20 protein-coding genes and 3 pseudogenes are annotated in these 23,632 nt (G+C 36.6%); 12 read left to right on the forward strand and 11 right to left on the reverse strand.

Annotated features, from left to right (window positions below; all coding sequences use genetic code 11):
• Positions 1-54: 54 nt before the first annotated feature.
• The 5 genes from ACDX78_RS04585 to ACDX78_RS04605 are packed head-to-tail and all read right to left on the reverse strand — an operon-like array spanning position 55 to position 5,674.
• A complete protein-coding gene (locus ACDX78_RS04585) occupies positions 55-1,911 on the reverse strand; it encodes a VWA domain-containing protein (RefSeq protein WP_486025738.1) in 1,857 nt (618 codons plus the stop codon).
• The gene (locus tag ACDX78_RS04590) at positions 1,908-2,822 is read right to left on the reverse strand and encodes a magnesium chelatase ATPase subunit I (protein WP_486025740.1); all 915 of its coding nucleotides are present in this window, start codon (positions 2,820-2,822) and stop codon (positions 1,908-1,910) included. Before ACDX78_RS04590 ends, ACDX78_RS04585 begins: the two co-directional genes overlap by 4 nt.
• Positions 2,819-3,646 (reverse strand): ABC transporter ATP-binding protein, encoded by an 828-nt coding sequence (locus ACDX78_RS04595; RefSeq protein ID WP_486025741.1) that lies wholly within the window; start codon positions 3,644-3,646, stop codon positions 2,819-2,821. The genes ACDX78_RS04590 and ACDX78_RS04595 overlap by 4 nt, the downstream gene beginning before the upstream one ends.
• Positions 3,643-4,647: a FecCD family ABC transporter permease gene (locus ACDX78_RS04600; RefSeq protein WP_486025742.1), complete on the reverse strand. Its 1,005-nt coding sequence runs from the start codon at positions 4,645-4,647 to the stop codon at positions 3,643-3,645. The genes ACDX78_RS04595 and ACDX78_RS04600 overlap by 4 nt, the downstream gene beginning before the upstream one ends.
• Positions 4,640-5,674, reverse strand: coding sequence for an ABC transporter substrate-binding protein (locus tag ACDX78_RS04605; RefSeq protein WP_486025743.1), 1,035 nt, complete (start codon positions 5,672-5,674; stop codon positions 4,640-4,642). Before ACDX78_RS04605 ends, ACDX78_RS04600 begins: the two co-directional genes overlap by 8 nt.
• Positions 5,675-6,830: 1,156 nt before the next feature.
• Here ACDX78_RS04605 and ACDX78_RS04610 point away from each other — a divergent pair.
• The 6 genes from ACDX78_RS04610 (at position 6,831) to ACDX78_RS04635 (ending at position 11,494) form a co-directional block, all read left to right on the forward strand.
• The gene (locus tag ACDX78_RS04610; protein WP_486025745.1) at positions 6,831-7,079 is read left to right on the forward strand and encodes a hypothetical protein; all 249 of its coding nucleotides are present in this window, start codon (positions 6,831-6,833) and stop codon (positions 7,077-7,079) included.
• Positions 7,058-7,384, forward strand: a complete 327-nt coding sequence (locus ACDX78_RS04615) for a transposase family protein (RefSeq protein ID WP_486025747.1) — start codon at positions 7,058-7,060, stop codon at positions 7,382-7,384. The genes ACDX78_RS04610 and ACDX78_RS04615 overlap by 22 nt, the downstream gene beginning before the upstream one ends.
• 211 nt (positions 7,385-7,595) lie before the next feature.
• Positions 7,596-8,036 (forward strand): cell wall hydrolase, encoded by a 441-nt coding sequence (locus ACDX78_RS04620; protein ID WP_486025748.1) that lies wholly within the window; start codon positions 7,596-7,598, stop codon positions 8,034-8,036.
• A gap of 1,049 nt (positions 8,037-9,085) precedes the next feature.
• The gene (locus ACDX78_RS04625) at positions 9,086-9,709 is read left to right on the forward strand and encodes a TetR/AcrR family transcriptional regulator (RefSeq protein ID WP_486025750.1); all 624 of its coding nucleotides are present in this window, start codon (positions 9,086-9,088) and stop codon (positions 9,707-9,709) included.
• Positions 9,710-9,871: 162 nt separating this feature from the next.
• Complete coding sequence (locus ACDX78_RS04630; protein WP_486025751.1) at positions 9,872-10,834, forward strand: alpha/beta hydrolase; 963 nt, start codon at positions 9,872-9,874, stop codon at positions 10,832-10,834.
• Positions 10,835-10,894: 60 nt separating this feature from the next.
• Positions 10,895-11,494, forward strand: coding sequence for a class I SAM-dependent methyltransferase (locus tag ACDX78_RS04635; protein WP_486025753.1), 600 nt, complete (start codon positions 10,895-10,897; stop codon positions 11,492-11,494).
• 332 nt (positions 11,495-11,826) lie between these two features.
• Here the strand turns inward: ACDX78_RS04635 and ACDX78_RS04640 are convergent, their stop codons facing one another.
• Entirely contained in the window at positions 11,827-12,156 is a 330-nt protein-coding gene (locus tag ACDX78_RS04640; RefSeq protein ID WP_486025755.1) for a hypothetical protein, read from the reverse strand.
• Between the two features lie 528 nt (positions 12,157-12,684).
• On the opposite strand from ACDX78_RS04640, the pseudogene ACDX78_RS04645 reads away from it, so the two are divergent.
• A pseudogene (locus ACDX78_RS04645) lies at positions 12,685-12,978 on the forward strand (conjugal transfer protein); the annotation flags it as partial.
• Positions 12,979-13,158: 180 nt separating this feature from the next.
• On the opposite strand, the gene ACDX78_RS04650 reads toward ACDX78_RS04645, so the two are convergent.
• Positions 13,159-14,091, reverse strand: coding sequence for a helix-turn-helix transcriptional regulator (locus ACDX78_RS04650; RefSeq protein ID WP_486025756.1), 933 nt, complete (start codon positions 14,089-14,091; stop codon positions 13,159-13,161).
• Positions 14,092-14,196: 105 nt separating this feature from the next.
• Here ACDX78_RS04650 and ACDX78_RS04655 point away from each other — a divergent pair, with 105 nt between their 5' ends.
• The 3 genes and pseudogenes from ACDX78_RS04655 to ACDX78_RS04665 all read left to right on the forward strand — a co-directional run.
• Positions 14,197-14,700: a cysteine hydrolase family protein gene (locus tag ACDX78_RS04655; RefSeq protein WP_486025757.1), complete on the forward strand. Its 504-nt coding sequence runs from the start codon at positions 14,197-14,199 to the stop codon at positions 14,698-14,700.
• Positions 14,701-14,745: 45 nt separating this feature from the next.
• Positions 14,746-15,384 carry a type 1 glutamine amidotransferase family protein gene (locus ACDX78_RS04660; protein WP_486025759.1) on the forward strand — a complete coding sequence of 213 codons (639 nt, stop codon included), beginning with the start codon at positions 14,746-14,748 and terminating at the stop codon, positions 15,382-15,384.
• 206 nt (positions 15,385-15,590) lie between these two features.
• A pseudogene (locus ACDX78_RS04665) lies at positions 15,591-16,221 on the forward strand (site-specific integrase); the annotation flags it as partial.
• 67 nt (positions 16,222-16,288) lie between these two features.
• Here ACDX78_RS04665 and ACDX78_RS04670 read toward each other — a convergent pair.
• From ACDX78_RS04670 to ACDX78_RS04680, 3 genes are all read right to left on the reverse strand, one after another.
• Positions 16,289-17,590 (reverse strand): sensor histidine kinase, encoded by a 1,302-nt coding sequence (locus ACDX78_RS04670; RefSeq protein WP_486025761.1) that lies wholly within the window; start codon positions 17,588-17,590, stop codon positions 16,289-16,291.
• Positions 17,591-17,592: 2 nt separating this feature from the next.
• The gene (locus tag ACDX78_RS04675; RefSeq protein WP_486025763.1) at positions 17,593-18,276 is read right to left on the reverse strand and encodes a response regulator transcription factor; all 684 of its coding nucleotides are present in this window, start codon (positions 18,274-18,276) and stop codon (positions 17,593-17,595) included.
• Between the two features lie 107 nt (positions 18,277-18,383).
• Positions 18,384-18,842: a WD40/YVTN/BNR-like repeat-containing protein gene (locus tag ACDX78_RS04680; RefSeq protein WP_486025765.1), complete on the reverse strand. Its 459-nt coding sequence runs from the start codon at positions 18,840-18,842 to the stop codon at positions 18,384-18,386.
• A 1,700-nt stretch (positions 18,843-20,542) separates the two neighbouring features.
• Here ACDX78_RS04680 and ACDX78_RS04685 point away from each other — a divergent pair.
• Together ACDX78_RS04685 and ACDX78_RS04690 are read left to right on the forward strand one after the other, a co-directional pair.
• A pseudogene (locus ACDX78_RS04685) lies at positions 20,543-20,682 on the forward strand (DUF3173 family protein); the annotation flags it as partial.
• A 101-nt stretch (positions 20,683-20,783) separates the two neighbouring features.
• Complete coding sequence (locus tag ACDX78_RS04690) at positions 20,784-21,965, forward strand: tyrosine-type recombinase/integrase (protein ID WP_486025766.1); 1,182 nt, start codon at positions 20,784-20,786, stop codon at positions 21,963-21,965.
• A gap of 66 nt (positions 21,966-22,031) precedes the next feature.
• Here ACDX78_RS04690 and guaA read toward each other — a convergent pair whose 3' ends face one another.
• On the reverse strand, positions 22,032-23,567 hold the full coding sequence (gene guaA / locus ACDX78_RS04695) for a glutamine-hydrolyzing GMP synthase (RefSeq protein ID WP_486025768.1): 1,536 nt from the start codon (positions 23,565-23,567) through the stop codon (positions 22,032-22,034).
• Between the last annotated feature and the right edge of the window lie 65 nt (positions 23,568-23,632).

Here is a 23,632-nt window from a genome sequence, read left to right on the forward strand (position 1 = left end):
GTCCTGCTAACGGATAGCCAGACCAATCATTTTATTCGGAAAGGACTGGTCATTTTATCTATGCCCTGCTAATGGAGAAAGTCTACTTTGCACTGCTTTGGCTATGTTTTTATCTGTTAAAGCATCCAGTGAGATGTATTCTCCGCCTAGGGCAGCAGCAAGTTCCCCTGCCAAGCCAAATAGACTTCGTCCTCTCTGGGTATCAATGACTGTCACTGGAAATTGTTCGATTGCAATTTTCCTAGCGATTTGATAGGTTTCGCTCCTTGCTTGATCTGCCGTACCACCAGGTTTCAAAGTTTCATTGGCATTTCCATCCGTCAAAATAACAATATAAGGCAGAGCCTGTTTATGCATACGTTTTTCTCTTTCACATAGATATAACGCTTTTTTCAGCCCAGCTGCCAGAGGTGTTTTTCCGCCAGTAGATATTTCGCCAAGTTTTCGCTTTGCCTCCGCAAACTTATTCGTAAAAGGCAACACCTCTTCCGCTCCTCTCTTGCGAAAGGAAACCATACCGATACGGTCTCTTTTTTGATATGCCTGCTGGAGTAATTCCATAATAGCCCCTTTAACAATTTTCATATGTTTTTTTGCTGCAATAGAACGGCTCGCATCCACTAAAAATAAAATCGTAAACCCTTGTTGCCGCTCCTTTAATTTATAGCGTATATCCTCTTTTTCAATTGCCAGTGCTATTCCTTCTTTTGGTACACGAACCTTCATATATGGGGCTGCGGCTGTGAATGTATGATATAAGGAAATGGCTTCAGTCGGTCTACTAACCGCTCGAAGCATTCTACCGCTACCACCAGCAGTAGTCCCTTCCCGGTGCTTTCCTTTCGCAGGTTGTGGATGGATATTTCTTTTTGGGAAAAGTAAATCTGACTGTACCTTTAGAGATGCAATCATCTGATCCACTTCATCTTCAGGGACTTCTGCAATCGTCTCGTTATTCGGTGATTCCTCATTTGACAAGGGCTCACCGGAAGATTCCTGATCATAACCATCATCACCATGATCAAGTGGCATTGATTCTCTGTCAGCTGGTGAATGATTCTCACCCTCTGAATGGTCTTCAGAATCTTCGCCATTTTCCTGTGACTCAGCATCTTTAGGCAAAGAAGATTCCTGCTGTTCTCCCATTCGATGGGCCATTGTATATCCTGCAGCTTCCTCGATATGTTTTGCTTGTATGGATTCATCTAAATCTAAGGCTGCTAATGCACGGGCTGTTTCTATTACATCCATATCGGCTTCCTGATTTTTACACCCTGAACCCATGACAACTTCTACGGCCAACCGCAGCATTTCATCTGAAACTTGAACAGAGGACAATCGTTGTCTTGCTTTCTCTATTTCTTCTATTTCATATTCACGCTCAGGATTGTCTGCAGCAAATAGAATATTGCTACGTTTCGATACGTCAAAAATAGGAAACAGTTGGACGCACAGCTTAGCATGCTTTAACATCGATTTGTCTTCGATCTCCTGACCAAGACAATAAAACCATTTCGCATGAAGATAAGAATTGGAGAAATGAAAGTTTTGATAAACTTGAATCTGCTTATTTTTCAGCAATTGCACAAGCAAACGTTGCTTACTTTGTGACATGAGGGCAAATTGATCTGTAATAACTAGCTTTGTTTGATAAAGAAGGCTATGATTCCTGGTTTTTTTCTCATGGGGTGCAAACAAAGCAATCTCTTTTTTTCCCAATAACTTTTCTGTAGCAACATGGGCAGGAACAACAACGGTATCCTTTTTCGGAAAGTAAGAAAAAATAGCTTCCAGCAAAGTAGTCTTCCCTGTTCCTCCAGCTCCAACAATACATACCCTGTCCAAATACGGATTGATAAGTGCAGCTGCTATGCCACGTTTTGCTTTCATTTGACCAATTAGGCGCTTCATTGATTATCGACAACCTTATGCCTTAATAGCTCAGTCAATTCCTGATGTGAAGCAATTTCTTTCATTGGATCCTCCAATAATCGATGAGGCAAGGCAAGTTCTGCCGCTTCATAAATATCTTCCAGTTGTACCATTGTGCGCTGCTTCCATGCCGCTAATGTCTGAGCAGCAGTAATCACTGTTATATCAGCCCGATGGCTTTCAATACCAAGTTCAATGGATAAATCAGCCACAGCACCAATCAAAACATCATCTATCTCTACAGTTGGCAAAAGCTTCTGTGCCCACTGTATCTGCTCCTTCAATTCCCATTGATCTTGTTCATACCTTTTCTCAAACGCTTCCTGATTAGCCTCAAAATTTAAGCGGCGTCGGATAACTTCCATACGCTCTTCTACTTTTTTCTCACTTTCTATATTCACACATAAACCAAAACGGTCCAGCAGCTGTGGACGAAGCATACCTTCTTCAGGGTTCATCGTTCCTACTAATACAAAACGGGACGAATGCTCATATGATACGCCTTCTCTTTCAATACGATTCACTCCCATTGCTGCCGTATCTAGAAGAATATCAACCAAGTGATCTTCTAAGAGATTCACCTCATCTACATAGAGGATATTTCCATCTGCTTTTGCTAATATGCCCGGTTCCAGTTTCTTTTCCCCAGTTTTTAGAATATGCTCCATATCCAATGTTCCTACAACGCGGTCTTCTGTAGCACTGACTGGCAGATTAACTACGGATATATCAGGCAGTGCATCTGCCAATGCTCTTACTGCCGTTGACTTCGCTGTCCCTTTTTCCCCTTGAATCAACACACCCCCAATTTTAGGATTGATTCCATTTATAATTAGCGCTTTCTTCATTTTTTCTTGCCCTACAATTGCTGTAAAAGGATAATTTCTCACACACTTGCCCTTCTTTCTTTAAAAGTTGACTGGTTATCATTTGAATTGATGAGTGGTTTCATTACGATACGCAATAAACCATCATGCTCATCCTCATAAATATCTGACTGTACATGAAAGACTTCTTTAAACATTTCCTGGTTCATTATCTCTTTGGGAGTCCCTTGTCCATAGATATGCCCTTCCTTGACTACAATTACCTCATCAGAATATACCGCTGCGTGGTTAAGATCATGTAAAACCATGACAACTGTTACATCTCTTGTCTTTTTCAATCTAGATACTATTTCCAGTACATCTAACTGATGGGAGATATCCAAGTACGTTGTCGGTTCATCCAAAAAGAATACTTTTGGCTGCTGAGCCAAACAAAGAGCTATCCATGCTCTTTGTCTTTCTCCACCAGACAAATTGGAAACATTCCGCTTTCTGAGCACATTTAATTTAGTGAGATGGATAGCTTCATCAATAATTTCCTGATCTTTTTCGTCTACCCTTTGAAACAGTGATTTATGTGGAGTCCGTCCATATGAAATCAACTGCTCCACTGTTAAGTCCATTGGATCATTCACTTGAGCAAGTAAAGCCAACTCCTGTGCTGCTTTTTTTGGGGAAAGCTGATAAAGATTATATTCCTTCCAATATACATCGCCTTTCGTAGGTTTTAACTGACGGGAAAGTGCATGCAGTAATGTACTTTTTCCCGAGCCATTCGGCCCAATAATACTGTAAATCCGACCTTCGTTTAATTTCAAATCTATTTTTTTCAGCACCTGTTTATCAGAAAAGGATTGAGAAATAGATGTTGCCTGTAAAGCAGTCATACCATTTTCCTCCTTAGTAAATACAAAAAGAATGGTGCTCCCAATGCGCCCATAATCACACCTACGGGTATTTCAATAGGAGCAAAGACAATACGCCCCACTGTATCAGAAGCTGTTAAAATTGCTGCCCCCAAAAAGATTGAAGCTGGTAGGAGCACACGGTAGTCATTGCCAACAATTAACCTTGCCGTATGAGGTACAATTAACCCCACAAATCCAAGTAAACCGACAACACTAACTGCACTAGCAGCTAATAACGTAGCCACAGCTGTCATAGAAAAACGAATCCACTCTACTCGGGCTCCAAGACTTTTAGCTGTCCGATCACCGAGCATTAGCAAATTCATTTTTCGAATACCTATAATAGCAAGAAGAATACCGATAATGGAATATGGCAAAATGATTTCTACCTGTGGCCAGCTTCTTGCACTTAAACCTCCTACCATAAAATCTATTGTTCCCTGGACTCTATCACTATAAAATACCATCAAGGCAGAAATACCAGATCCTAAAAATGCAGAAATTGCTACACCAGCCAAAATTATTCTTGTTGGTGCAATCCCCTTTTCCCACGCTAAAGCATATACTGTAAACGCCACGATAGTTGCACCAATAAAGGCAACAGGTGTCAGTAAATAAGGTAAATGCGGGTAAAGTATTAATACGATCATCCCTGCTAATCCAGCTCCGCTGGACACACCAATAATATAAGGGTCAGCCAGCGGATTTTTCATAATTCCTTGTAGCAATACTCCTGCAACTGCCAGATTAGCGCCTACTAAAATAGCAACAAATGTGCGCGGAACTCGAATATTCCAGATAATATTTTGAAAATCATTGTGAATATCCCCCGTAAAAGTTACCCAAATATCTCTTAAAGGAATATTAACTGAGCCAAATCGAATACTAAGAAGCATAGAAAGGATAAGTAAAATCGCAAAAAACACAATGATAAATCCTTTCCATCCTGTTCGATCTCTTAATGCTTGTTTTTTACTCATTCCCAAACACTTCTGGATATACAATTTCCCCCATATGCTTCATCGTATCAGCATAATCAAGACCGGGATTGGATAAATACATCCCAGAAGGAATAGTATGTACATTCCCCTCCTGAACAGCTTTTAAAGAACCCCAAGCTGGATTCCCTTCCAAATCCTCTGCAATTCTTTCCTCCCCCGCTTCTACACTTCCATGTATCGTTATCAGGATATAATCAGGCTGCTGTTCAGCGATTGTCTCTAAACTGTATGGTGCTGAGGTTTGAGAATCTGGACTGGCTTCCATATCTTTTCCGATATTATTAACATGAAGTAAATCCCCAATCTCCAGTGCAGTCGTATTGGCCCTTTGCACAGAAACACTTCCGGACGTAACATTTAAAACCACTACAGATGGTTCTAAATCACTTGGTAGCTGATCCTGCACTTCTTGCATCTCTGTTTCCGTTTCTTGCAGCTTCTCAGCAGCAAGCTCTTCCTTACCTAATATTTCTCCCATAAGTGCTGCCCTTTCCTTGACATCATCAAAAGAACGCATCGTCAATAACGCAAGAGGTATATCACTGTTCTCCAAGATTCCTTCCAATTCTGCATGGAAGTTCGGCGATCCAATAACTAAATCAGGAGAAAGAGCTAACAATTCCTCTGTATTTATTTGACTTACCGTTCCCAATTCAGGTAAATCTTCTGCCTCTTCAGGAATTGGTACGCTAGTTGTTGTCATTCTTCCAACTGCTTCCCCGTCTAAATCGTACATCAGTTTTAAAAACTCCGAGGCTAAGACCACAATTCTTTCTGGTTGACCATCAAGCACTACTTCTCTATCCATATTATCTGTAAAAGATATTTCTTCTGTATGAGCTGTATTATTATTTGTATCATTATTATTTGTATCATCTTGACTTTCCTCTACAGGTTTGTCTGTTGAAGGTGATTCTTCACCTTGCTGACATGCTGCAATAAAGATAACTGTAAAAATTGTGATGATGATCCCTGTCCATTTCTTTCTAATTAATAAATTATTCAAAACTGTTCCACCTTTGATCTTAAGTAATATACTTTTCAAAAATGCTTTACATTTCGTAATGATTACGATTTAATAACTAAAAAAATTTCTCTCTTTCTGTTTATGTAATGTTTCAGCTGTTAGCTCCTCCTCTCATTTTTTAAAACATAAATCGTAATGATTACGAATAAACTCATTATAAATCACATCAACCAAATTGTAAATAGGAATCATTACGATTTATATAAAATGTTGTAACCTCCAGTTAACTCTATTAAATGGTAAAGAATCTCCCCGCCGCAATAAACACCTCATCGCAACCTAAATAATAGCAAATACAAGTTTGCAAATCGCAATCATTACGATATACTTCATGAAAAAGGTATAAAATATTGTATTTTAACATTATATTTTGAGAGAATTCTTTTTTCCGTACATAACTGTAAAAGGATGAACTAAATATGTTATTCGATTGTGCAATTATAGGAGGAGGACCAGCTGGTTTAAGTGCTACCCTTAGAGAGAGTCCTACATGGTCAATTTCTATTCTTTGCTTTTGGGTTACTGTATTGTTATGGTACTTCCTGCAATTCTGTTATTGGCAGGTCGGCTTGTTGCTCACAGAGCATTGGAACCAATACATGTTAGATTGGATAGATGGTTAACAAAAATGCACAGAGTACGACAGCTTGGATTATTGGTATCGTTGGATTTTTATTAGCTGTGTATGCTGTCTATGGTTTGGAGTGGTTGAATTAATTTAGATTTGTATTTTATACCGGATAAATTAATTTAATTGTTTTAGCAGGTTGTGATTTTGTCATTCAATTTATAATTTCGCATGAAAGGAGCATACTTGGTGTCCCATCACACCTCTTCATAAAGGGCTTATGTTAGAATTTGCGCCCCTGTGTGACATCCTCTCAGCATTGAAATACCGAGCAACCCTAAGGATACACCCTAAAAGGCGTGGTAATGGCTCATTCTAACGGAATGGCTATCTCACGACAGTCATCATGTTGTTCCATTTCTGGCCATAATCAATAAACCCGTGTAATCCTGCATGTCTATTAAAAATCTTGTATATCTGATTTTTATATCGCTTCATATCTTCTGAGGAAAGTTCACACTTTAAAATGCTCTTGAAACAAGTCGGCTGATTCAAAGGAAGTTCCTCTTGTCATTGTCAAGGAAGAAATCCCTTTCGGCTATCCAAATGCCGGATTTTATCGCAAGCTTCCTTTCATCAATACTGGAACTCATTGCCCAGATTGCGATTCTTGGACAACTAAAGTACATGATAACAATTACAAACAAGTCGTTTCAGGTTCTCATAATAATATACCGATTTTTGATCAGTTTAATCATCGGCGATTTAAATGCAAGCCATGTGGCGGAACCTTTATGGAGCCGTTACCCTGGCTGAAACCATATCAGCAAATGACGAAAATTGGACATCAGTCATTATTACATTCAGCAGGAGACAGGACGTTTAAATCGGTTGACGAAGCTTATGGACGCAGTGGTCAAAATGTAGGTGTCCATGCTCGGGATTATTTTGCAGAACGTCCTGAATTTCCAGAGCGGTCAAAAAAACGAAAGGAAAGAACAATTCCGTACGATGAATCATTAGGGCTTTGGCTTTCACTGCCTTCTCTGCAAGCCCAGCATGCAGTTAAAAGAAGCAAAAATAGCCTTACTCAAATGGAGAGACTATCAAAAGGAACTTGAACAACGCCAGCAATATGAGTATAAAATAGCTTCATAGCAGAATTTTGACAAAGATTTGAGTAATAATATTTTTGTGAGATATAAATGTCGAATGTTGTCATTAATCCCGTAGTTTGTTATCGAAGCAAAGTTTTTTGAGTAGACCTTGCAATAATCATAATTCAGGTATGAATACAAGCTTTCCTTCATACTATATTTTGGAGGTGGAAAAATGGGAAGAGTAGCTTACCGTAGAGCTGACGTCGACTTAATGGCAAGGATGATGAGAGCAGAAGCTGAAGGTGAAGGAAAACAAGGAATGCTCTATGTTGGAAATGTCATTGTTAACCGTGTTGTGGCAGACTGTACGGACTTTACTGACTTAAGAAACATTGAAGATGTTATTTTTCAAGTGCAAGGTGGTAATTATTCTTTTGAAGCTGTTCAAAAAGGGAATGTATTTTATCAAAGGGCAAGAGAAGCTGAAAGAAGATTAGCCGAAAAAAATTTGACGCACTGGAGGGAACATCCGGCCAAATATGCGCTTTGGTACTTTAATCCATATGCTCCATGCCCTCCAACATGGTATGATCAACCTTTTTCAGGCCAATTTAAACAGCATTGTTATTATGAACCAATAGCAGGAACATGTGAAAGTGTTTATAGTGGATGACAGGTTCCCCTCAAAAGTATTCATTTTTATTTAGCGGAAACTGCCTATTTTAGTTTAGCAGTTACAATTCCCTGCCAAAATTTTTTCTTGGCATGGTTTTTGGCAGGGAACTATCTTATTTTTAACATATGTCGTCCATTTTAGCTTAGAACAAATGCTGTTAAATAGGTATTCCCGCTTTAAATTAAGTTGTAGTTTTACTCCCACTCTACTTTTACGGTGCTAGATATAGAGCAATATCATCGATTTTAAAGGGTTTTTAGGAAGTATCAGTGCTTGAAATATGATATAAAAAATTAAAATAATGCAATTTTAATGCAATAAATGCAAAACACAGTTTAAAGTTATCACTATAAAAATGTGATATCTCCAACAACAGACGTTCTAATTGAAGCGTCTTTTTTATGGAAATATTTAATATCGATAATGATAAAAACTTAAAGTTTTATCTTCCACTTTTATCATTTCAATAATTACATTTAACGTCATTTGAATGTTGGTCGCCGACAGATGACGTTTTTTTGTTGTGAGATTAGAGATGAAATATTTGAAAAATGATATGTGTAAAAAAATTATTTACAAATTTAAAATTAGAAAGTCTTTTTGATGGAATAAGTGTCTTCCCCCTCCCCACTTCTCGTTATGGAATTACACCAACGTGGGCAAGTGAGATAGAGAAAAGTATCTGTATCTATTACAAAACGACACTTTCCTCATATGCTCCATCTGGGGAAGTATTATCAAAAAAGATGGCTACCCATCTATTCATATCATTACACTTAGTTCTCCTTGTCAGAATTTATCAAATATCGATAAACGTGAAGGTCTTACAGGGAGTCAATCGAGTTTTTCCTAGCAAATGCTACGAGTTATCGATGATATGAGGTGTGCAACAAAAAGTTCTTATCCAGTTATTGCTGTTTAGAAAAACGTTACTAAATCATTTTTATCATATTTTCCTAATTTAACTGATTTATCTTATAGGTAAATCATGTTACAATTTAATTGACCTAACAGATCAATTAAATAAATCCGCAAAGGTGGTTATCATGCAATTAAAGATTTTGAACCTGGAACCCAAAAGAAGAGATGTTATTTTAAATGCTGCACTAAAAGAATTTTCCATGAAGGGATTTGATGATGCCTCAACGAATGTTATTGCAAAAGAGGCTGGTATTTCAAAGGGGCTAATGTTCCACTATATAAATAGCAAGAAGGATCTTTTTCTATTCCTTTATGATTATTGCACTGACATGATTAATAAAGAATATCTTGATTTAATGAATTTTAATCAAAAAGATATTTTTGAAAGGATTCGACAATCATATATACTCCAGATTGAGTTACTACAACAGCATCCTTGGATATTTGACTTTATTAAAATTACTGGCATTACGAATTCTGATGAAATCAATAAGAATCTAGAAGGAAAAGTAAATGAAAAGCTAGCACGATGCCAAGAGGAAATGTTTGAAATTGTTGATGAAACTAAATTCAGAGAAGGATTGAACCTTGAAAGATGCAAACAGGTTATTTTTTGGGCGAATGTTGGTTTTACAAATCAGATTCTGGAAGATCTTCGGAACTTAGAATTTACTGAATTAGATTATGACAAAGTGCTTGCAGATCTAGATGGCTATCTTAATGAACTCAAAGAGATCTTTTATAAATGAATGTATCTGAACTACCCAACTACTATTCAGAAAAGGAGTGAGTATTTGTACACATAAAATGAGAATTTTAGCATTCTCTATGTTCGTAAAGAAACTGTAACAGGCTCTCTTGAATGAGTATTCTATTAATACATGAAAAAAAATAACTATAGGAGGTTTCAAATGATAAATGATACAGAGAAACTGCAAGTTGATAAGTCTGTTTCCTTAGACAGTGAGTCACCGATTGGAAGCTTCTACAATGTAGAGGGAAGTCGTTTGCTGCTTGATTGTTCTGGGTTTGGAAGTCCTACAGTAGTATTCATACCAGCTGCCGGGATGGTCGGACTTGATTACCTGAACCTACATTATAAAGTTAGTAAGTATACAACGTCAGTAATTTATGATCGATTGGGAACAGGATGGAGCGATCGTGTTAAGCTTCCTCGAAATGCCCTTGAAGTCACTGATGAATTGCGAAATGTATTGCATACCGCTGGTGTTCCAGCTCCCTACCTGTTCGTCGGTCATTCGCTGGGCGGAATTTACGCGCAACGGTATGCTCAACGATTTCCAGATGAGGTAGCTGGGATGATTTTGCTAGAACCACCTCACGAGGACTTTCGCACCAATACACCGAAGTTTAAAAAACGTTACCTCCTTCAGCAGAGTTTTACTATCCTTTGGGCACTCTTAACTTACAAAAAATCCTTCCGTGTTTTATTTAATCAAATGTTTGCAACTTGGCCAGACGAAATCCGTGAATTACTAATTGAATATCATCTCAAGACATTATCAAAAACGATTAAAGAAAGAAAAAACTTAAATAGCCAAATCTATCAAGAGATACGTAAAGGAGGAAAACTGCCAGATATCCCGTTGATCGTGTATACAACGATGGGAATCGACCCATTCATGACTCCAATCACGAGTAAATCATTTCTTCGTGATACACTTGATCCATTCAATAATATTAAAAATACCGTTTACACAAAATTAGCAAATTCGGTTCCGAGGGAAGAACATCGTATTCTCAGAAGTGCTGGACATACCACAATCCATACTGACTGTTCAAATGAGGTGGTCGAAGCGATCAGTAATTTAATTGACTTAATTAATACACATGAAGAAAGTACATCTGAATAGAGAAATATAATGGATCACCTGGTTTTAAAGATGATTTGAATGACAGAATGGAGGGATGATATGGATCGTCAATCATTAATTCAAAAATTTGATAAGCAAGCAAAGAAATATAGTAAAAGACAAAAAAATAATCATGCTTATAGGTTTCGTCAACGAATTTTTCAAGAAGCTGATGGAAAAGTATTAGAAGTTTCAATCGGTTCTGGACTTAATTTCCCCTTCTACAATAAAAATATTGAATTAACAGGAATAGATTTTAGCCATGAAATGCTGAAGGCAGCACAGAATGCTGCAAAAAATTATCCTTTTAAAACAACATTTATACAAGAAGATGTTGAATCTATTGAACTTAGCGCAAATAGCTTTGATACGATCGTATCCTCTGGAAGTTTATGCGCTTATCAAGATCCTATCCATGTTCTAAATAATTTTCAAAAATGGTGTAAGCCAAAAGGAAATATTCTTTTGTTAGAGCACGGGCTTTGCACAAACAAAACTGTGGGATGGCTGCAAAAATTCTTGAATCCTATAATGCTCAAGCTTGCAGGGTGTCACCAGAATAGGAACATTACTGACATAGTTAAAAAATCTAATTTAAAAATCATTCGGGAAGAACGTCACTTTGGAGGTTATTTATATATGATATGGGCTAAACCCTAAGCATTTCTTTTGGGCGTATTGATTGAGAAATACTGAATTTAAACGTCTACGAAAATCAATAAAAAACTTAAAGGCCCTGTATTACCAAGGCCATTAGGATCTTGCGTATTACTCCCACTCAGTACTACGCCAATACAATATAGTGCATCATCATTGATATTAAAGGATTTAAGGAAATATCAAAAACAATAAAAACATGTTAATTGATATAAAGTGTGCCACGACTGTGCCACAGGTTTTAATAAATCACAAAGCTGGAATGAGAAATCATTTCAGCTTTTAACTATGGATAATTTAAAATAAAACAAAAATATTATTAAAAACTCTTAAGTTTATCTGTATGAATGCTTCTTAAGCTCTTTCAATAAAAGCTCAAGTTGATTATTGTTTAACATTTCAAGAAATTTATCATAATAAGGTCTAGCACCAGGTGAGACGCCCGAATTATAAGATACACCATTTCCTATGCGACATATTAGTATTGCTTCAATTAAATTCTTTTGACGATCGATTAATAGGAATATCACTCGCCGTATTAAAATATGACATATTTTTTTAATTACAGGTCTTTCATAATAAAAATTATCCCAGCCATTATGCTTAGCTAATAACTCTTCATTTTTTAGAGTTTGGTTTATAACTGTTTCCATTGCATTGTTCAAAAAAGGATTCGCCTAATTCTTGTTTCTCTTCTTCAAGATTAACTATGTAACTTTCAATATTATTTCCTAGATCAAACTTAATATTATCAGGAGAGAGTTCCCACTCTGCTTTAAGGGTACAGCATATTAAGCAAAATGCTGTAAAATCAAGTGATATAGGAGCAGATAAAACAGTATAGAACATAAGAAACAAGAAAAAAAGTGCAATCAAAATACAGTATTTGCACCTAATCAGAAATAGTTTATTCTCTCAAAACGTTAATAAAACATCAATATTCAAACTAACAATATCATATAGACATTATCGTATCTGTTTTGAATTAAATAGATTTGGGTTTGCTATAAAATAGTTGACTGTCAAGCTAATCCATTCATTTGTTAGTACAGCAATTTGATAGATACATTTAGATATTTCATCTAAATACTCTTTTTTAATTTTCATATTTAGTAACAGCTTTTTTTTATTTCTTGGTCGAATTTTCCTCCGCTTATAACAACTGCTTCATTGCCTTCAAGTGGTTGCATAAGGTTGATTCCATTACAACAAATGAAATCAATGAGTTTCTAAAAACATTCTTCAAACTCTATCCTACCGCTACAGCCAGTGAACTTTCTTATTATGTAAATGATGGGGTTTTATAGCCAATCGTCAAAGATTATGTCTTTCAAGAACTGGTAAATCCTATTTACAATAGTAAGGACAATGAAGTAACAATATCACTGGCAGTGAAGTATATCGACCAGCAAACCAAAGCCACACAGGTTTCTCAATTCAACTTTACGCTTGAAAAAAACGGGAGTAAATGGGAGATTGTAAAGTAGAGAAATATCAATGAAAAAAATCCGAGCTTCTGTCTTGTATTAAACAAGGGGAATCTCGGATTCTTTCCTTTTATCTAGTTTACAAAATTTAAAATGGGTACAATTTACTTTACATTCTATTGGGCGGATACGGGTTCTATAAAAGAGTATTTGAAGCAAAATGGTGAATGTATTTGACCATTAACTTTCGTATATGGTAGCTATATCATGTATTCTACGCTTCATTTCTGTGCGTATATGCAACGGCTCTAAACACTCGCATTTGTTCCCCAAACTGAAAAGAATACTGTAGTAGTATTCGTTTTCTATGAAAGGAAAACTAACAATGTAATGCTCATCACCATCTGGTGAAAAGTGTTCATAAGCGCAATAATCAAGTACCCTATCCATGACAGATTTGTGAATACGAATTTTAATTTTTATTTGCATAGTTTCCAAAATATCGGCAAAATCTAACTGCGGTTTTTGATAATCTCGTGGTATAAAAAATTCTTCTTGTATTTGTAGGTTTGATATGCGAGATAGTCTGAATAAGCGAAAATCATTTCTTTTAAGGCAATACCCTTGCCAATACCAATGGCTACCCTTCAATACAAGCTGATACGGCTCAGCTGTTCGTACGGTTTTATTTCCGTAGCGATCTGCATATTCAAATGAAAGTAGCTTTCGCTCATGTAAAGCTGTTTTGATAATTTCTAAATATGCTTGTATGTTCATATTGCCCATCCACGGGCTTAAATCTATGTATATTTGATTTGCTTTTAATTCAATGTCTTTCGCTCTGTCGGCAGGGATAAAACTTTTGACTTTTGCAAGAGCATTTATCAGTTCATCACCTCGTATCATGTTGGAAAGACTGGAAAGCCCCATCAAAATAGCGGAAAGGTCGGCAGACGAAAAAACATTTTTATCAATCTTGTATCTCGACATGATTTCAAATCCGCCTCCCACTCCTGATGCAGAGCGAATAGGAATACCTGCCATGTCGATAGCGTCTATGTCGCGGTAGATTGTGCGAGGTGAAACTTCAAACATATCTGCTAACTGCTGTGCGCTGATACGTTCTTTATCAAGAAGAATCATAATAATGCTAATAAGCCTGTCAACTTTCATCAGATAGCCACCTCGCAAATTTTGTTTACATCATTATATATTGTTGCCATACTAGTGTCAACAATTGGGTAATATACTAAAAAAGTAAGGAAAGGAGGAGAAATTATGCAGAAAAAGGCATTAGTAATAATTGATATTCAAAATGATATAACAAAGAATTACAAAGATATTATTGACAATATCAACAAATCTATTGACTGGGCAGTCAATAACAATGTTCATGTTATTTATATACGACATGAAAATTTATCAGTAGGAACAAGGACTTTCAAACCCAATACAGATGGGGCTGAATTAGCTTCAGACTTGAGAATAGTATCAAATAATGTTTTTACAAAATACAAAGGAAACGCATTAAGCAGTGAAGAATTTACAGACTTTATTAGTAAAAATGAAATATATGATTTCTACATAGCAGGAGCAGATGCTGTTGCTTGCGTTAAATCGACCTGTTACAACTTACGCAAAACAAATTATGACGTTAATGTTCTATCAGATTGTGTTACGAGTTATGATAAAAGGAAAATTGATGAAATGCTACGCTATTATGAAAGTAAAGGCAGTAAAATCATTAGTTTAAATGACTTATTACCTAATCCATCTCGGTAACAGAAAAACATTAATTTAGAAACACAATGAAAATGGAGGGAATTTATGTATACAGTTTATGTTTATGTTCTTGATACTTTAGCCGACTGGGAGTTGGGATATGTTCTTGCGGAGCTAAATTCCGGTCGATTTTTTAAAAAGGGCGAGCAACGTATTCCGCTCAAAACGGTTAGTTATTCTAAAGAGCCAATCAATACAATGGGCGGGATGACAATAGTGCCAAATTACTCAATTGATGATATTGTTGTGGGTGAAACAAGCGTGCTGCTGTTACCAGGTGCAGATAAATGGAATGACCCAAAGCATGGCGCTATCATAGAAAAAGCAAGCGAATTTCTCTCTTTAGGCGCTACGGTGGGTGCTATCTGTGGGGCTACCGCTGCGCTTGCCAACTTTGGACTGTTGGATAAGCGTCCGCATACCAGTAATGGACCAGGATTTCTTGAAATGGTTTCTCCTGATTATAAAGGACAAAAATTTTATATAGACAAGCCATCTGTAGCGGATAACAACCTTATTACTGCAAGTTCCACTGGAGCTTTGCTGTGGGCGAAACAAATTATTGAGCAATTAGGTGTTTTTCAATCAAACACACTAGAATCTTGGTATGAATATTTTAGCACTGGTGAGCCTAAACATTTCTTTGATCTCATGCAAACTTTGCCATCTAGCAATGAAAACTGATTTACCTTTATCATAAGCAGATTTGAAATATTCGATACTAATATTCAATTCAATGTTTGGAAGTGAAAATGAAAATAATTTCTTTCAAATTACGTTGCCGGCAAATGAACATAGCCAAGGTGTTATTGCAGATACAAAAATCAGCAATATTGATATATCACTTCACTAAGACGATTACCCTTTAGATAATATATCATATGCTACTAAAAATTATTGGCAATGTGAAAAAACAAAAACAAGAAGTCGATTTCTGGACAAAAGAAGAATTTGAAAAAGTTATATCATTGATTTACAAAGTTGATTTTTATCAACACTTTCTGTTTATGTCCTTGTGGTTTTTATTTATACAGGTATTCGAATTGGTGAAGCAACAGCGGTACAATGGGATGACCTCGATTTTGAAACTGGTGTCCTATCTATTAATAAAACACTCTATTACAAGAATCAAAGCGATTATCGCTTTACTGAACTGAAAACCAAAGCAAGTATCCGCCGGATACTTGCTTTGGTTCTACTAAAAACATGGAAGAACGTCCAGCAAAAAGTTGTTAAAACAAGCTATATTATGAAGCTGTAACGGATTTCCTACGCAGCAGCATAACATCTCTTATGCCATTGATCGGTATGCAAAAAAAAGCTGGAGTACACCGAATCAGAATTCATGAATTGCGTCATTCTCATGCTTCGTTGCTTATTAGTATGGGAGAAAATCCACTCATCATTAAAGACCGTCTAAGGCAAGAAGATATTGAAACGACTTTAGGAACATATGGACACCTCTATCCAAATAGTAACTTTGAAGTAGCTAACAAACTAAATGGAATCATAAAGTTCGAGAGGAATTCAATCTATTAAGATAATGGTTTGAAATCATTTGCACTATTGATTTATTTTGTACACAAATTCAGCCTCGTGGGAGCATGACAGTGAGTGTTGTCCAATTATTTCCTTCACTTGAAGCATGTATTTCTCCTCCTAGTTCATTAGCAATCGATTTTGCAATAGACAAACCTAAACCAAAACTGTTCTCTTCAATATGCCGGGAACGATCGCCCCGATAAAATCGATTAAATATCTTCGGTAAATCTTCCTCAGCTATTCCTTTACCAGTATTACTAACCCGAAAAATAATCATCTTTTTATCTTTTTTTAGCGTGATGTCAATCTTTCCTTTTTCATTTGTATATTTATACGCATTTTCAAGTAGGATCATCACTAACTGTTTTATTTTATCAGAGTCGCTCTTCACCATTATTTGTGGCTCAATTGAATAAGTGATATGAATCTCTTTTTCTTTTGCGGTAGCTTCCATAGAATAAAACATTTCCTCTATCATATGGCTCATATGAATCAACTTCATTTCAAGATGGGAGTTGGCCTGATCAAGTTGCGCCAAATCTAATAAGTTCGTTATCATTTTTGTCATACGATCGGTCGCAATTTTCATGTAACCAAGCCATTTCATTTGATTGTTAATTGTCTCATCTCGATTATCCATCAAAACATCATAATTTGCTTGAATGATCGAAAGTGGTGTTTTTAGCTCATGGGATGCATCGGCCACAAATTGTTTCTGATTTTCCCATGCTTTAGCAATGGGTTGTACAGCACTATTTGCAAAATACATACTAATAAAGAAAATAATCACTAGCAAAATGAATCCAACAACAAGTAATGTAATCGACAGGCTCCGTAACGTTTGATTCGCTTCTGTCACATCTATAAAGGTCATTTGGTAAAGGTGATCCGTGACCACAAATTGCTCGCCATTATCTTGTATCACATTCACTGATAAAGGTGTAATCTCATATTGCCATTGTTTTTCGTTAATGGTGATCCCGTCTTCTCCCTTCGTCTTCCATGCCATTTCAGCTATCTTCATATATTTTTCCTCAGGTAACTCCACTGATGAATGAATTTCTACAACTTCTCCTTGATCATCAACTATGATAGTAAAAGAGGAAAATCCACTCGTTGAAAGTGTCTGACTTAGAGAAAGCGGCGTATCCTTGCCATCATTATCGAATAAATCATCCCCATAAACGGTCATTTCGGTCGCAGCACCCTCGTTTAGTTTTTCTTCAATATCAGAAAAGATATTATGGTTTATGACCCAATAAATGCCTACAAAAGCTACTATGATGACCAAAGAGGTGATCGACATATTTACGAAAAGGAATTTATTGCGAAGCTTAGTGAACATCATGATCATTCATCCTTTTCTGTTTGCAACAAGTAACCTGCACCACGAATTGTTCGTATCTTAACAGAGGAAGCTACTTGCGTTAACTTTTTTCGCAATAAAGAAATATGTATTTCCACATGGCTATCGTCGGCATCGGTATCAAATCCCCAAACTTTTTCAATCATCATTTCTTTGGAGGTAATCATATTTTTCCGCTTCATTAACAGTTCTAATAACTGTGCTTCCTTTAACGTGAGGGGCACCTCCATTTTGTTGCAACAGAGTGTAAGTGTGTGCTGATTGAATTCAATATTCCCATAAAGGAAAGTATTATTATGAGTCAATTCAGTAAATCTTCGTCCTAATGCGCGTATGCGTGCTAGTAATTCTTCCGTTTCAAATGGTTTTGCCAAATAATCATCTGCTCCACTATCGAGTCCTGTTACCCTATCTTCTGTCTCACCTCTTGCAGTTAGCAAAATCACTGGTGTATGGACCCGGTTTTGGCGTAACTCTTTAAGTACGCTTAAACCATCCATTTCTGGAAGCAAAATATCCAAAATAATGACATCATAAATGCCAGATAGTCCGTAATCTAAACCATCTGTCCCATTATTGACAAGATCAACTGTGTAATGATGTTTTTTTAGATTGTGAACGATTGCCTCTGCCATGTATGTTTCATCTTCCACCATGAGAATTCTCAAATTGAATCATCCTTTTTTGCTATTAATACACCCGCCGCAAGACATCTGCCTATACTTTTTCGCAGCGAGTTTTAATGACTCACATGATTGTTACATGTTTGTTTATCTTAATTAGCGGGATCAGTTATCCAAGTATCCCCTCCATCAGTAGAATACTTAAGGACACCATCTACAACTTCTGTTTCAATGCTACCAGTATTTTGTTCTGGATTAGTCTGGGTCACAGTCCATGTTTCTCCGCCATCTAATGAATAGTGAATTTCACCTTCCTCTAACGGTGCCATTGCATCATTTCCAGAAACATCAAAAAGGTCACCTTCCGTAATAATTTGTTGATCCCCTTCTTCAATGACAGTCAAACCTTCTGGGATTTCTTCGCTCCAAGCTTGTCCCTTATCTACAGAATACTCAACCACACCATCCTCCTCTTCTATCGATATGGAACGATTAGATTCCGCTGCCAGAACGGTGCTTACACTTAGAAGTCCAATCGACAATCCGGCCACTAAAAACGCTCCAACTTTCTTTTTTGTTAACTGTAATTTTGAAAAAAGATTTATATTCATATTTTCAATACCTCCTATAAATTGAATGGGCAGATGCCTTATATTAACCATTATAGGAAGACTACCTTTAGCGAACCTTTAATAAATTATAAAGGTAGTCTTACATTTTTATGTTTTTTACATCATTGCTTCGTATCGGAATTTTCGCCCTTATAATTACAACACATTTTTGGTTAAAAGCAAAATTAGTTTCACAATCCGATTACCCATTTTTTAATGTACGATATGATCAAAAAAACAGTGACGAAAATAAATTAGTTTTCATGCACCATTAAATAATGCTATCTGGGTTGGGCTATATTTTCATTAATTAATCTATTTAATTCTTATCTGGTCTGTATCGTCAAAAGATGATTCGAACCTTTTTCATTAACAATCTGAATTAAATTTCTTTTTTAAGATTATAATTTCTTCATGTAATTCCTTCTAGACTTCAAATTTTTATACTTCTATTCCTATATTTTGTACCACATGTATTTTTAAATTATAAATTCAAGTTATATATTTACTCAGACCATTCCAATATACGATTGATTTCGAGCATGATAGCTTTCTGTTCAAGCACAAGTAGATTAATAATTTTAATAAATGTAACAACAGCGCAGTCCTATTGTGTATACATTGTCTACCATCAGACTATAAGTGATACTTACTAGTTTTTCTTCTATTTCTGAAAAATACAATTTTTGATTTAATACACGCTTTAATAAATGTTCCTTTTCGTTATCTTAAGTCATGTTTTTTCTCTAAAGTCAATTCATACTGTGAGAATTGTGTTGCCTTGATTAACTCATTCAAATACTATATTGTTCCACACTTTAATTTCATTCCTTTTTCTGAAGAGACTAGATTTATCAATTCCGAAAGCAAATTTGTTTAGGCTAGAATAACATTTAAGTTACTCGGGCTTTTTTTAGTTTTTTAAAGAAAACGTTTCTATCCTTTTGGCAAAATATATAGTCCCACTTGTAATGATAGTAGAAGATAAAAATAAATCGCAGCTACCTAAACCCATGTAAATAAAAACTTTTATTAATTTTTTTATAAATCATGCAACAAATCGACCTTTTGTGTAGGGACTAAGTATAAAGAGAGATGACAAAACCTTTTTTCTTTTGATGTCCATCCCCATTCACCTGTTTGCTCTACATACAAAAAAACCATTTTTTGCAAAATACTTCTAGAAAATAAGGATGTCATTTGGCATTTCATAAAAAATTTTGTTGAAGGTTATGAAAGGGGAAATCATCGCTACCTTTATGGTTGCTACATGAAGGAAAGGAAGGGCAAAGTTTTCCCTTTCAATAATCATAATTAGTTCTTTGACAAAGAAAGCATGGAAGATAATGCCGTGCAGTATAACTGGAAAAATCAGATACGTTCTGCTGATGACGAGCTACCTGATCCTTGCGCCATGACTTTCCATGGAAACGAGCGATAACCAAGAGATCTAATGTAATCGTGGTGGATTACTGGCGATGACTCATCAGTAAGCTAATGATACTCCCCTACCGTCATGGTTCGAGCGTTTGAAGCGTCGCAAGCTATGAGTAGGGCTGGAAGAAATACTTGCAGGAGTGAAATCCTCGTGGAGCTGCACCAACAGCCGTCTGATTTTCAAAGTTCGCTCTATCAAAAAACATCATGAAGCATGGTATAAATATATATTGTATTGGCTCGACCGAGAAAGGAGCAATATGATAATAACTATAACCCGAAAGGACTTAATAGATTTAGGTTATGGACCTTCTTTCTCCCGCGACATTATCCGAGAGGCTAAGTGTCTAATGGTGCGAAAGGCTATGGTTTTTACAACACAAAAAAATTAGGTCGAGTGCCTGTTAACCGTGGAAGATATATTGAGAATAACGCTTAGTCAAACAGATTTATTAAAATCTTGTGGTTCCAACGAAGCTGCTTTAATCAAGGAAAGGAATTCTAATGATTAAAGTAAAGAAAAAAGCCAATGGAACGTATGAGTTTAGAGTAAGTTTAGGTTCTGATCCCTTCACAGGAAAAAGAATCCAAAAAAGAATGAGTGGATTCAAAACTAAAGCCGAAGCAGAAGCTGCTTATGCTAAATTAGTTTTAGACAATAGTGAGGGTGCCTATGACCCAAATAGCAGTATGACTTTTGAGAAATTTACGAAAGAACTTTTTGTTCCTTGGTATAAAAACCAAGTAAAGGAAAGCACGTTTCAGAATAGTTCGTATGCAATTGATAAACACTTTACCTATTTTTACAACATGAGTCTTTCAAACATTACGCCATTAATTTTACAACAATGGCAATTAAAAATGACTCAAAAATATTCAAGTCAATACGTTCCTCGAGGCATACAAGGTTTATTATCCTTAGCGTTTGATAGAGCGACTGTTTTAGGTCTAATGAAGGAAAATCCATCGAAAGTAATTGGGAATGTCAAAAAAGTTAAAACTGAAATTGATTTTTGGACAAAAGAAGAGTTTGAAGCTGTTATTTCCAAAATATATCTCGGCGATTACTTTCAACAGTTTCAATTTATGATTATCTGGCTTTTATTCATGACAGGTATGCGTATTGGTGAAGCTACTGCCTTACAATGGGGTGATGTGGACTTTGAAAAAGGCACATTAGATATTTCCAAAACACTCTATTATAAGAATGCTGCGGATTACAGCTTTACCGAACCTAAAACCAAAGTAAGCATTCGTGTTATTGCTTTAGATTCTGACACACTGCATTTATTACAAGAATGGAAAGAAATCCAACAGGAACAATGTAAGACCAATTTCATATTGTCTTACAATGGCATTCCGACTCAAAAGCACACTGTTACTCATTCGATAAGACGTTTTTCCAAAGCTGCTAATGTCCATCGAATTAAGATCCATGGACTTAGACACTCGCATGCTTCTTTGTTAATTAGTATGGGAGAAAATCCTTTGGTAATTAAAGATAGACTAGGACATGAAGATATACAGACCACTTTAGGCACTAATGGACACCTTTATCCAAACAGTAACTTTCAAGTTGCCAATAGGTTAAGTAATATAATTCAGTTCAAAACAAGCGAGGATACACAAATTGAACATTACAGCAGTAACCAATTTGTGAGAACGACTTTTCGAAGTGTGCCATAACTGTGCCAAAGAAATTATAAAAGCCCTAAAAACCGAGTGTTACCAAGGCTTTTAGGGTTCCTGTTACTACTCCCACTCAATCGTACTAGGAGGCTTGCTCGTCACATCATAAACCACCCGATTAATATGCTCCACATCATTAACAATTCGATTTGATATCTTCTCCAGTACATCCCACGGAATGCGCGCCCAGTCGGAAGTCATTCCGTCCACGGAAGTGACTGCACGGATGCCAATCGTGTAATCATAGGTTCTCGCGTCGCCCATGACACCAACACTTCTTATATTTGGCAGTACGGTAAAGTATTGCCAAATATCCCGGTCAAGCCCGGCAGCAGCAATTTCTTCGCGCAGGATGGCATCGGATTCCCTGACTATTTCCAGCTTTTCTTCCGTTATCTCACCCAGCACTCGAATAGCAAGCCCTGGTCCTGGAAAAGGCTGACGCCAAACAATATGATCAGGAATGCCAAGCTGTGTTCCAAGCTCACGTACTTCATCTTTAAACAGTGCACTCATCGGCTCGATTAACTCAAATTGCATGTTTTCCGGTAGGCCGCCAACATTATGGTGTGATTTGATCGTTTGTGCAGTTTCCGTGCCGCTTTCGATTATATCTGTGTAAAGTGTGCCCTGTGCCAGGAAATCAATATCTTTCAATTTAGCTGCTTCATCATCAAACACATAAATAAATTCATTCCCGATAATTTTCCGCTTCTTCTCCGGATCGTCCACACCCTGCAGTTTGGAAAGGAATCGGTCCTTGGCATCCACTTTAATGATATTCATATGAAAGTCATCTGCAAATACTTTCATGACATCATCAGCTTCATTTTTCCGGAGCAGCCCATGATCGACAAATATACATGTCAGCTGATCACCAATTGCTTTATGAATGAGTGCAGCAACAACGGAAGAATCTACCCCGCCGCTCAGCGCACACAACACTTTTCGGTCACCGACTTTTTCACGTATATTATTTATTTCCATATCGATGAAGTTTTGCATTGTCCAATCGCCATCACATTGGCAAACTTCAAATACAAATTGTTTCAATAAATGATTCCCGTATTCCGAATTACGCACTTCCGGATGATACTGTACCGCATATAGATTTTCTTCTGCAAGACTCATTGCAGCAATCGGTGTCGATGGACTGGTGGCATCAATTGTAAATGACTGTGGCGCTTCAATTACTTTATCGCCATGGCTCATCCAAACCGTTTGATTTTCAGGTGTATCCTTAAAGAGAATAGATTCTCCTTTCAAATCAATCAGCGCCTTACCGTATTCCCGGTTTTTGGCTTTTTCCACCTTGCCGCCATAATGCAAGGACATTAACTGCATCCCATAGCAAATCCCCAAAATGGGAATATCCAAATTAAATATTTCTTTATCACAACGGAAGCTGTTTTCATCATAGACACTATGCGGGCCGCCGGATAAAATAATGCCTTTTGGGTTCATCTGTTTAATCTCTTCCGCCGTAAGTCTATGTGAGTGTAATTCACTGTAAACCCCAAACTCCCTGATGCGTCGTGTAATCAATTGGTTATATTGACTGCCAAAATCCAAAACGAGAATCATTTCATTGTGTTCCATGTTTTAAGCTCCTATCTGCATTGTAACGTGATCGTTTGAATATCTTTTTATTCTACTAATCCTTC

It is taken from the genome of Virgibacillus oceani (assembly GCF_041521345.1).
In the GTDB taxonomy this organism is placed as follows: domain Bacteria; phylum Bacillota; class Bacilli; order Bacillales; family Amphibacillaceae; genus Virgibacillus_N; species Virgibacillus_N oceani_A.

Bases quoted from the DNA above. Each gene is read 5' to 3' on its own strand.
- ACDX78_RS04635 (WP_486025753.1), top strand. From the start codon at position 10,895: ATGGATCGTCAATCATTAATTCAAAAATTTGATAAGCAAGCAAAGAAA.
- ACDX78_RS04615 (WP_486025747.1), top strand. From the start codon at position 7,058: ATGGAGCCGTTACCCTGGCTGAAACCATATCAGCAAATGACGAAAATT.
- ACDX78_RS04690 (WP_486025766.1), top strand. From the start codon at position 20,784: ATGATTAAAGTAAAGAAAAAAGCCAATGGAACGTATGAGTTTAGAGTA.
- ACDX78_RS04655 (WP_486025757.1), top strand. From the start codon at position 14,197: ATGCAGAAAAAGGCATTAGTAATAATTGATATTCAAAATGATATAACA.
- ACDX78_RS04630 (WP_486025751.1), top strand. From the start codon at position 9,872: ATGATAAATGATACAGAGAAACTGCAAGTTGATAAGTCTGTTTCCTTA.
- ACDX78_RS04585 (WP_486025738.1), bottom strand. From the start codon at position 1,911: ATGAAGCGCCTAATTGGTCAAATGAAAGCAAAACGTGGCATAGCAGCT.
- ACDX78_RS04600 (WP_486025742.1), bottom strand. From the start codon at position 4,647: ATGAGTAAAAAACAAGCATTAAGAGATCGAACAGGATGGAAAGGATTT.
- ACDX78_RS04650 (WP_486025756.1), bottom strand. From the start codon at position 14,091: ATGAAAGTTGACAGGCTTATTAGCATTATTATGATTCTTCTTGATAAA.
- ACDX78_RS04680 (WP_486025765.1), bottom strand. From the start codon at position 18,842: ATGAATATAAATCTTTTTTCAAAATTACAGTTAACAAAAAAGAAAGTT.
- ACDX78_RS04660 (WP_486025759.1), top strand. From the start codon at position 14,746: ATGTATACAGTTTATGTTTATGTTCTTGATACTTTAGCCGACTGGGAG.
- ACDX78_RS04620 (WP_486025748.1), top strand. From the start codon at position 7,596: ATGGGAAGAGTAGCTTACCGTAGAGCTGACGTCGACTTAATGGCAAGG.
- ACDX78_RS04625 (WP_486025750.1), top strand. From the start codon at position 9,086: ATGCAATTAAAGATTTTGAACCTGGAACCCAAAAGAAGAGATGTTATT.
- guaA (WP_486025768.1), bottom strand. From the start codon at position 23,567: ATGGAACACAATGAAATGATTCTCGTTTTGGATTTTGGCAGTCAATAT.
- ACDX78_RS04595 (WP_486025741.1), bottom strand. From the start codon at position 3,646: ATGACTGCTTTACAGGCAACATCTATTTCTCAATCCTTTTCTGATAAA.
- ACDX78_RS04670 (WP_486025761.1), bottom strand. From the start codon at position 17,590: ATGATGTTCACTAAGCTTCGCAATAAATTCCTTTTCGTAAATATGTCG.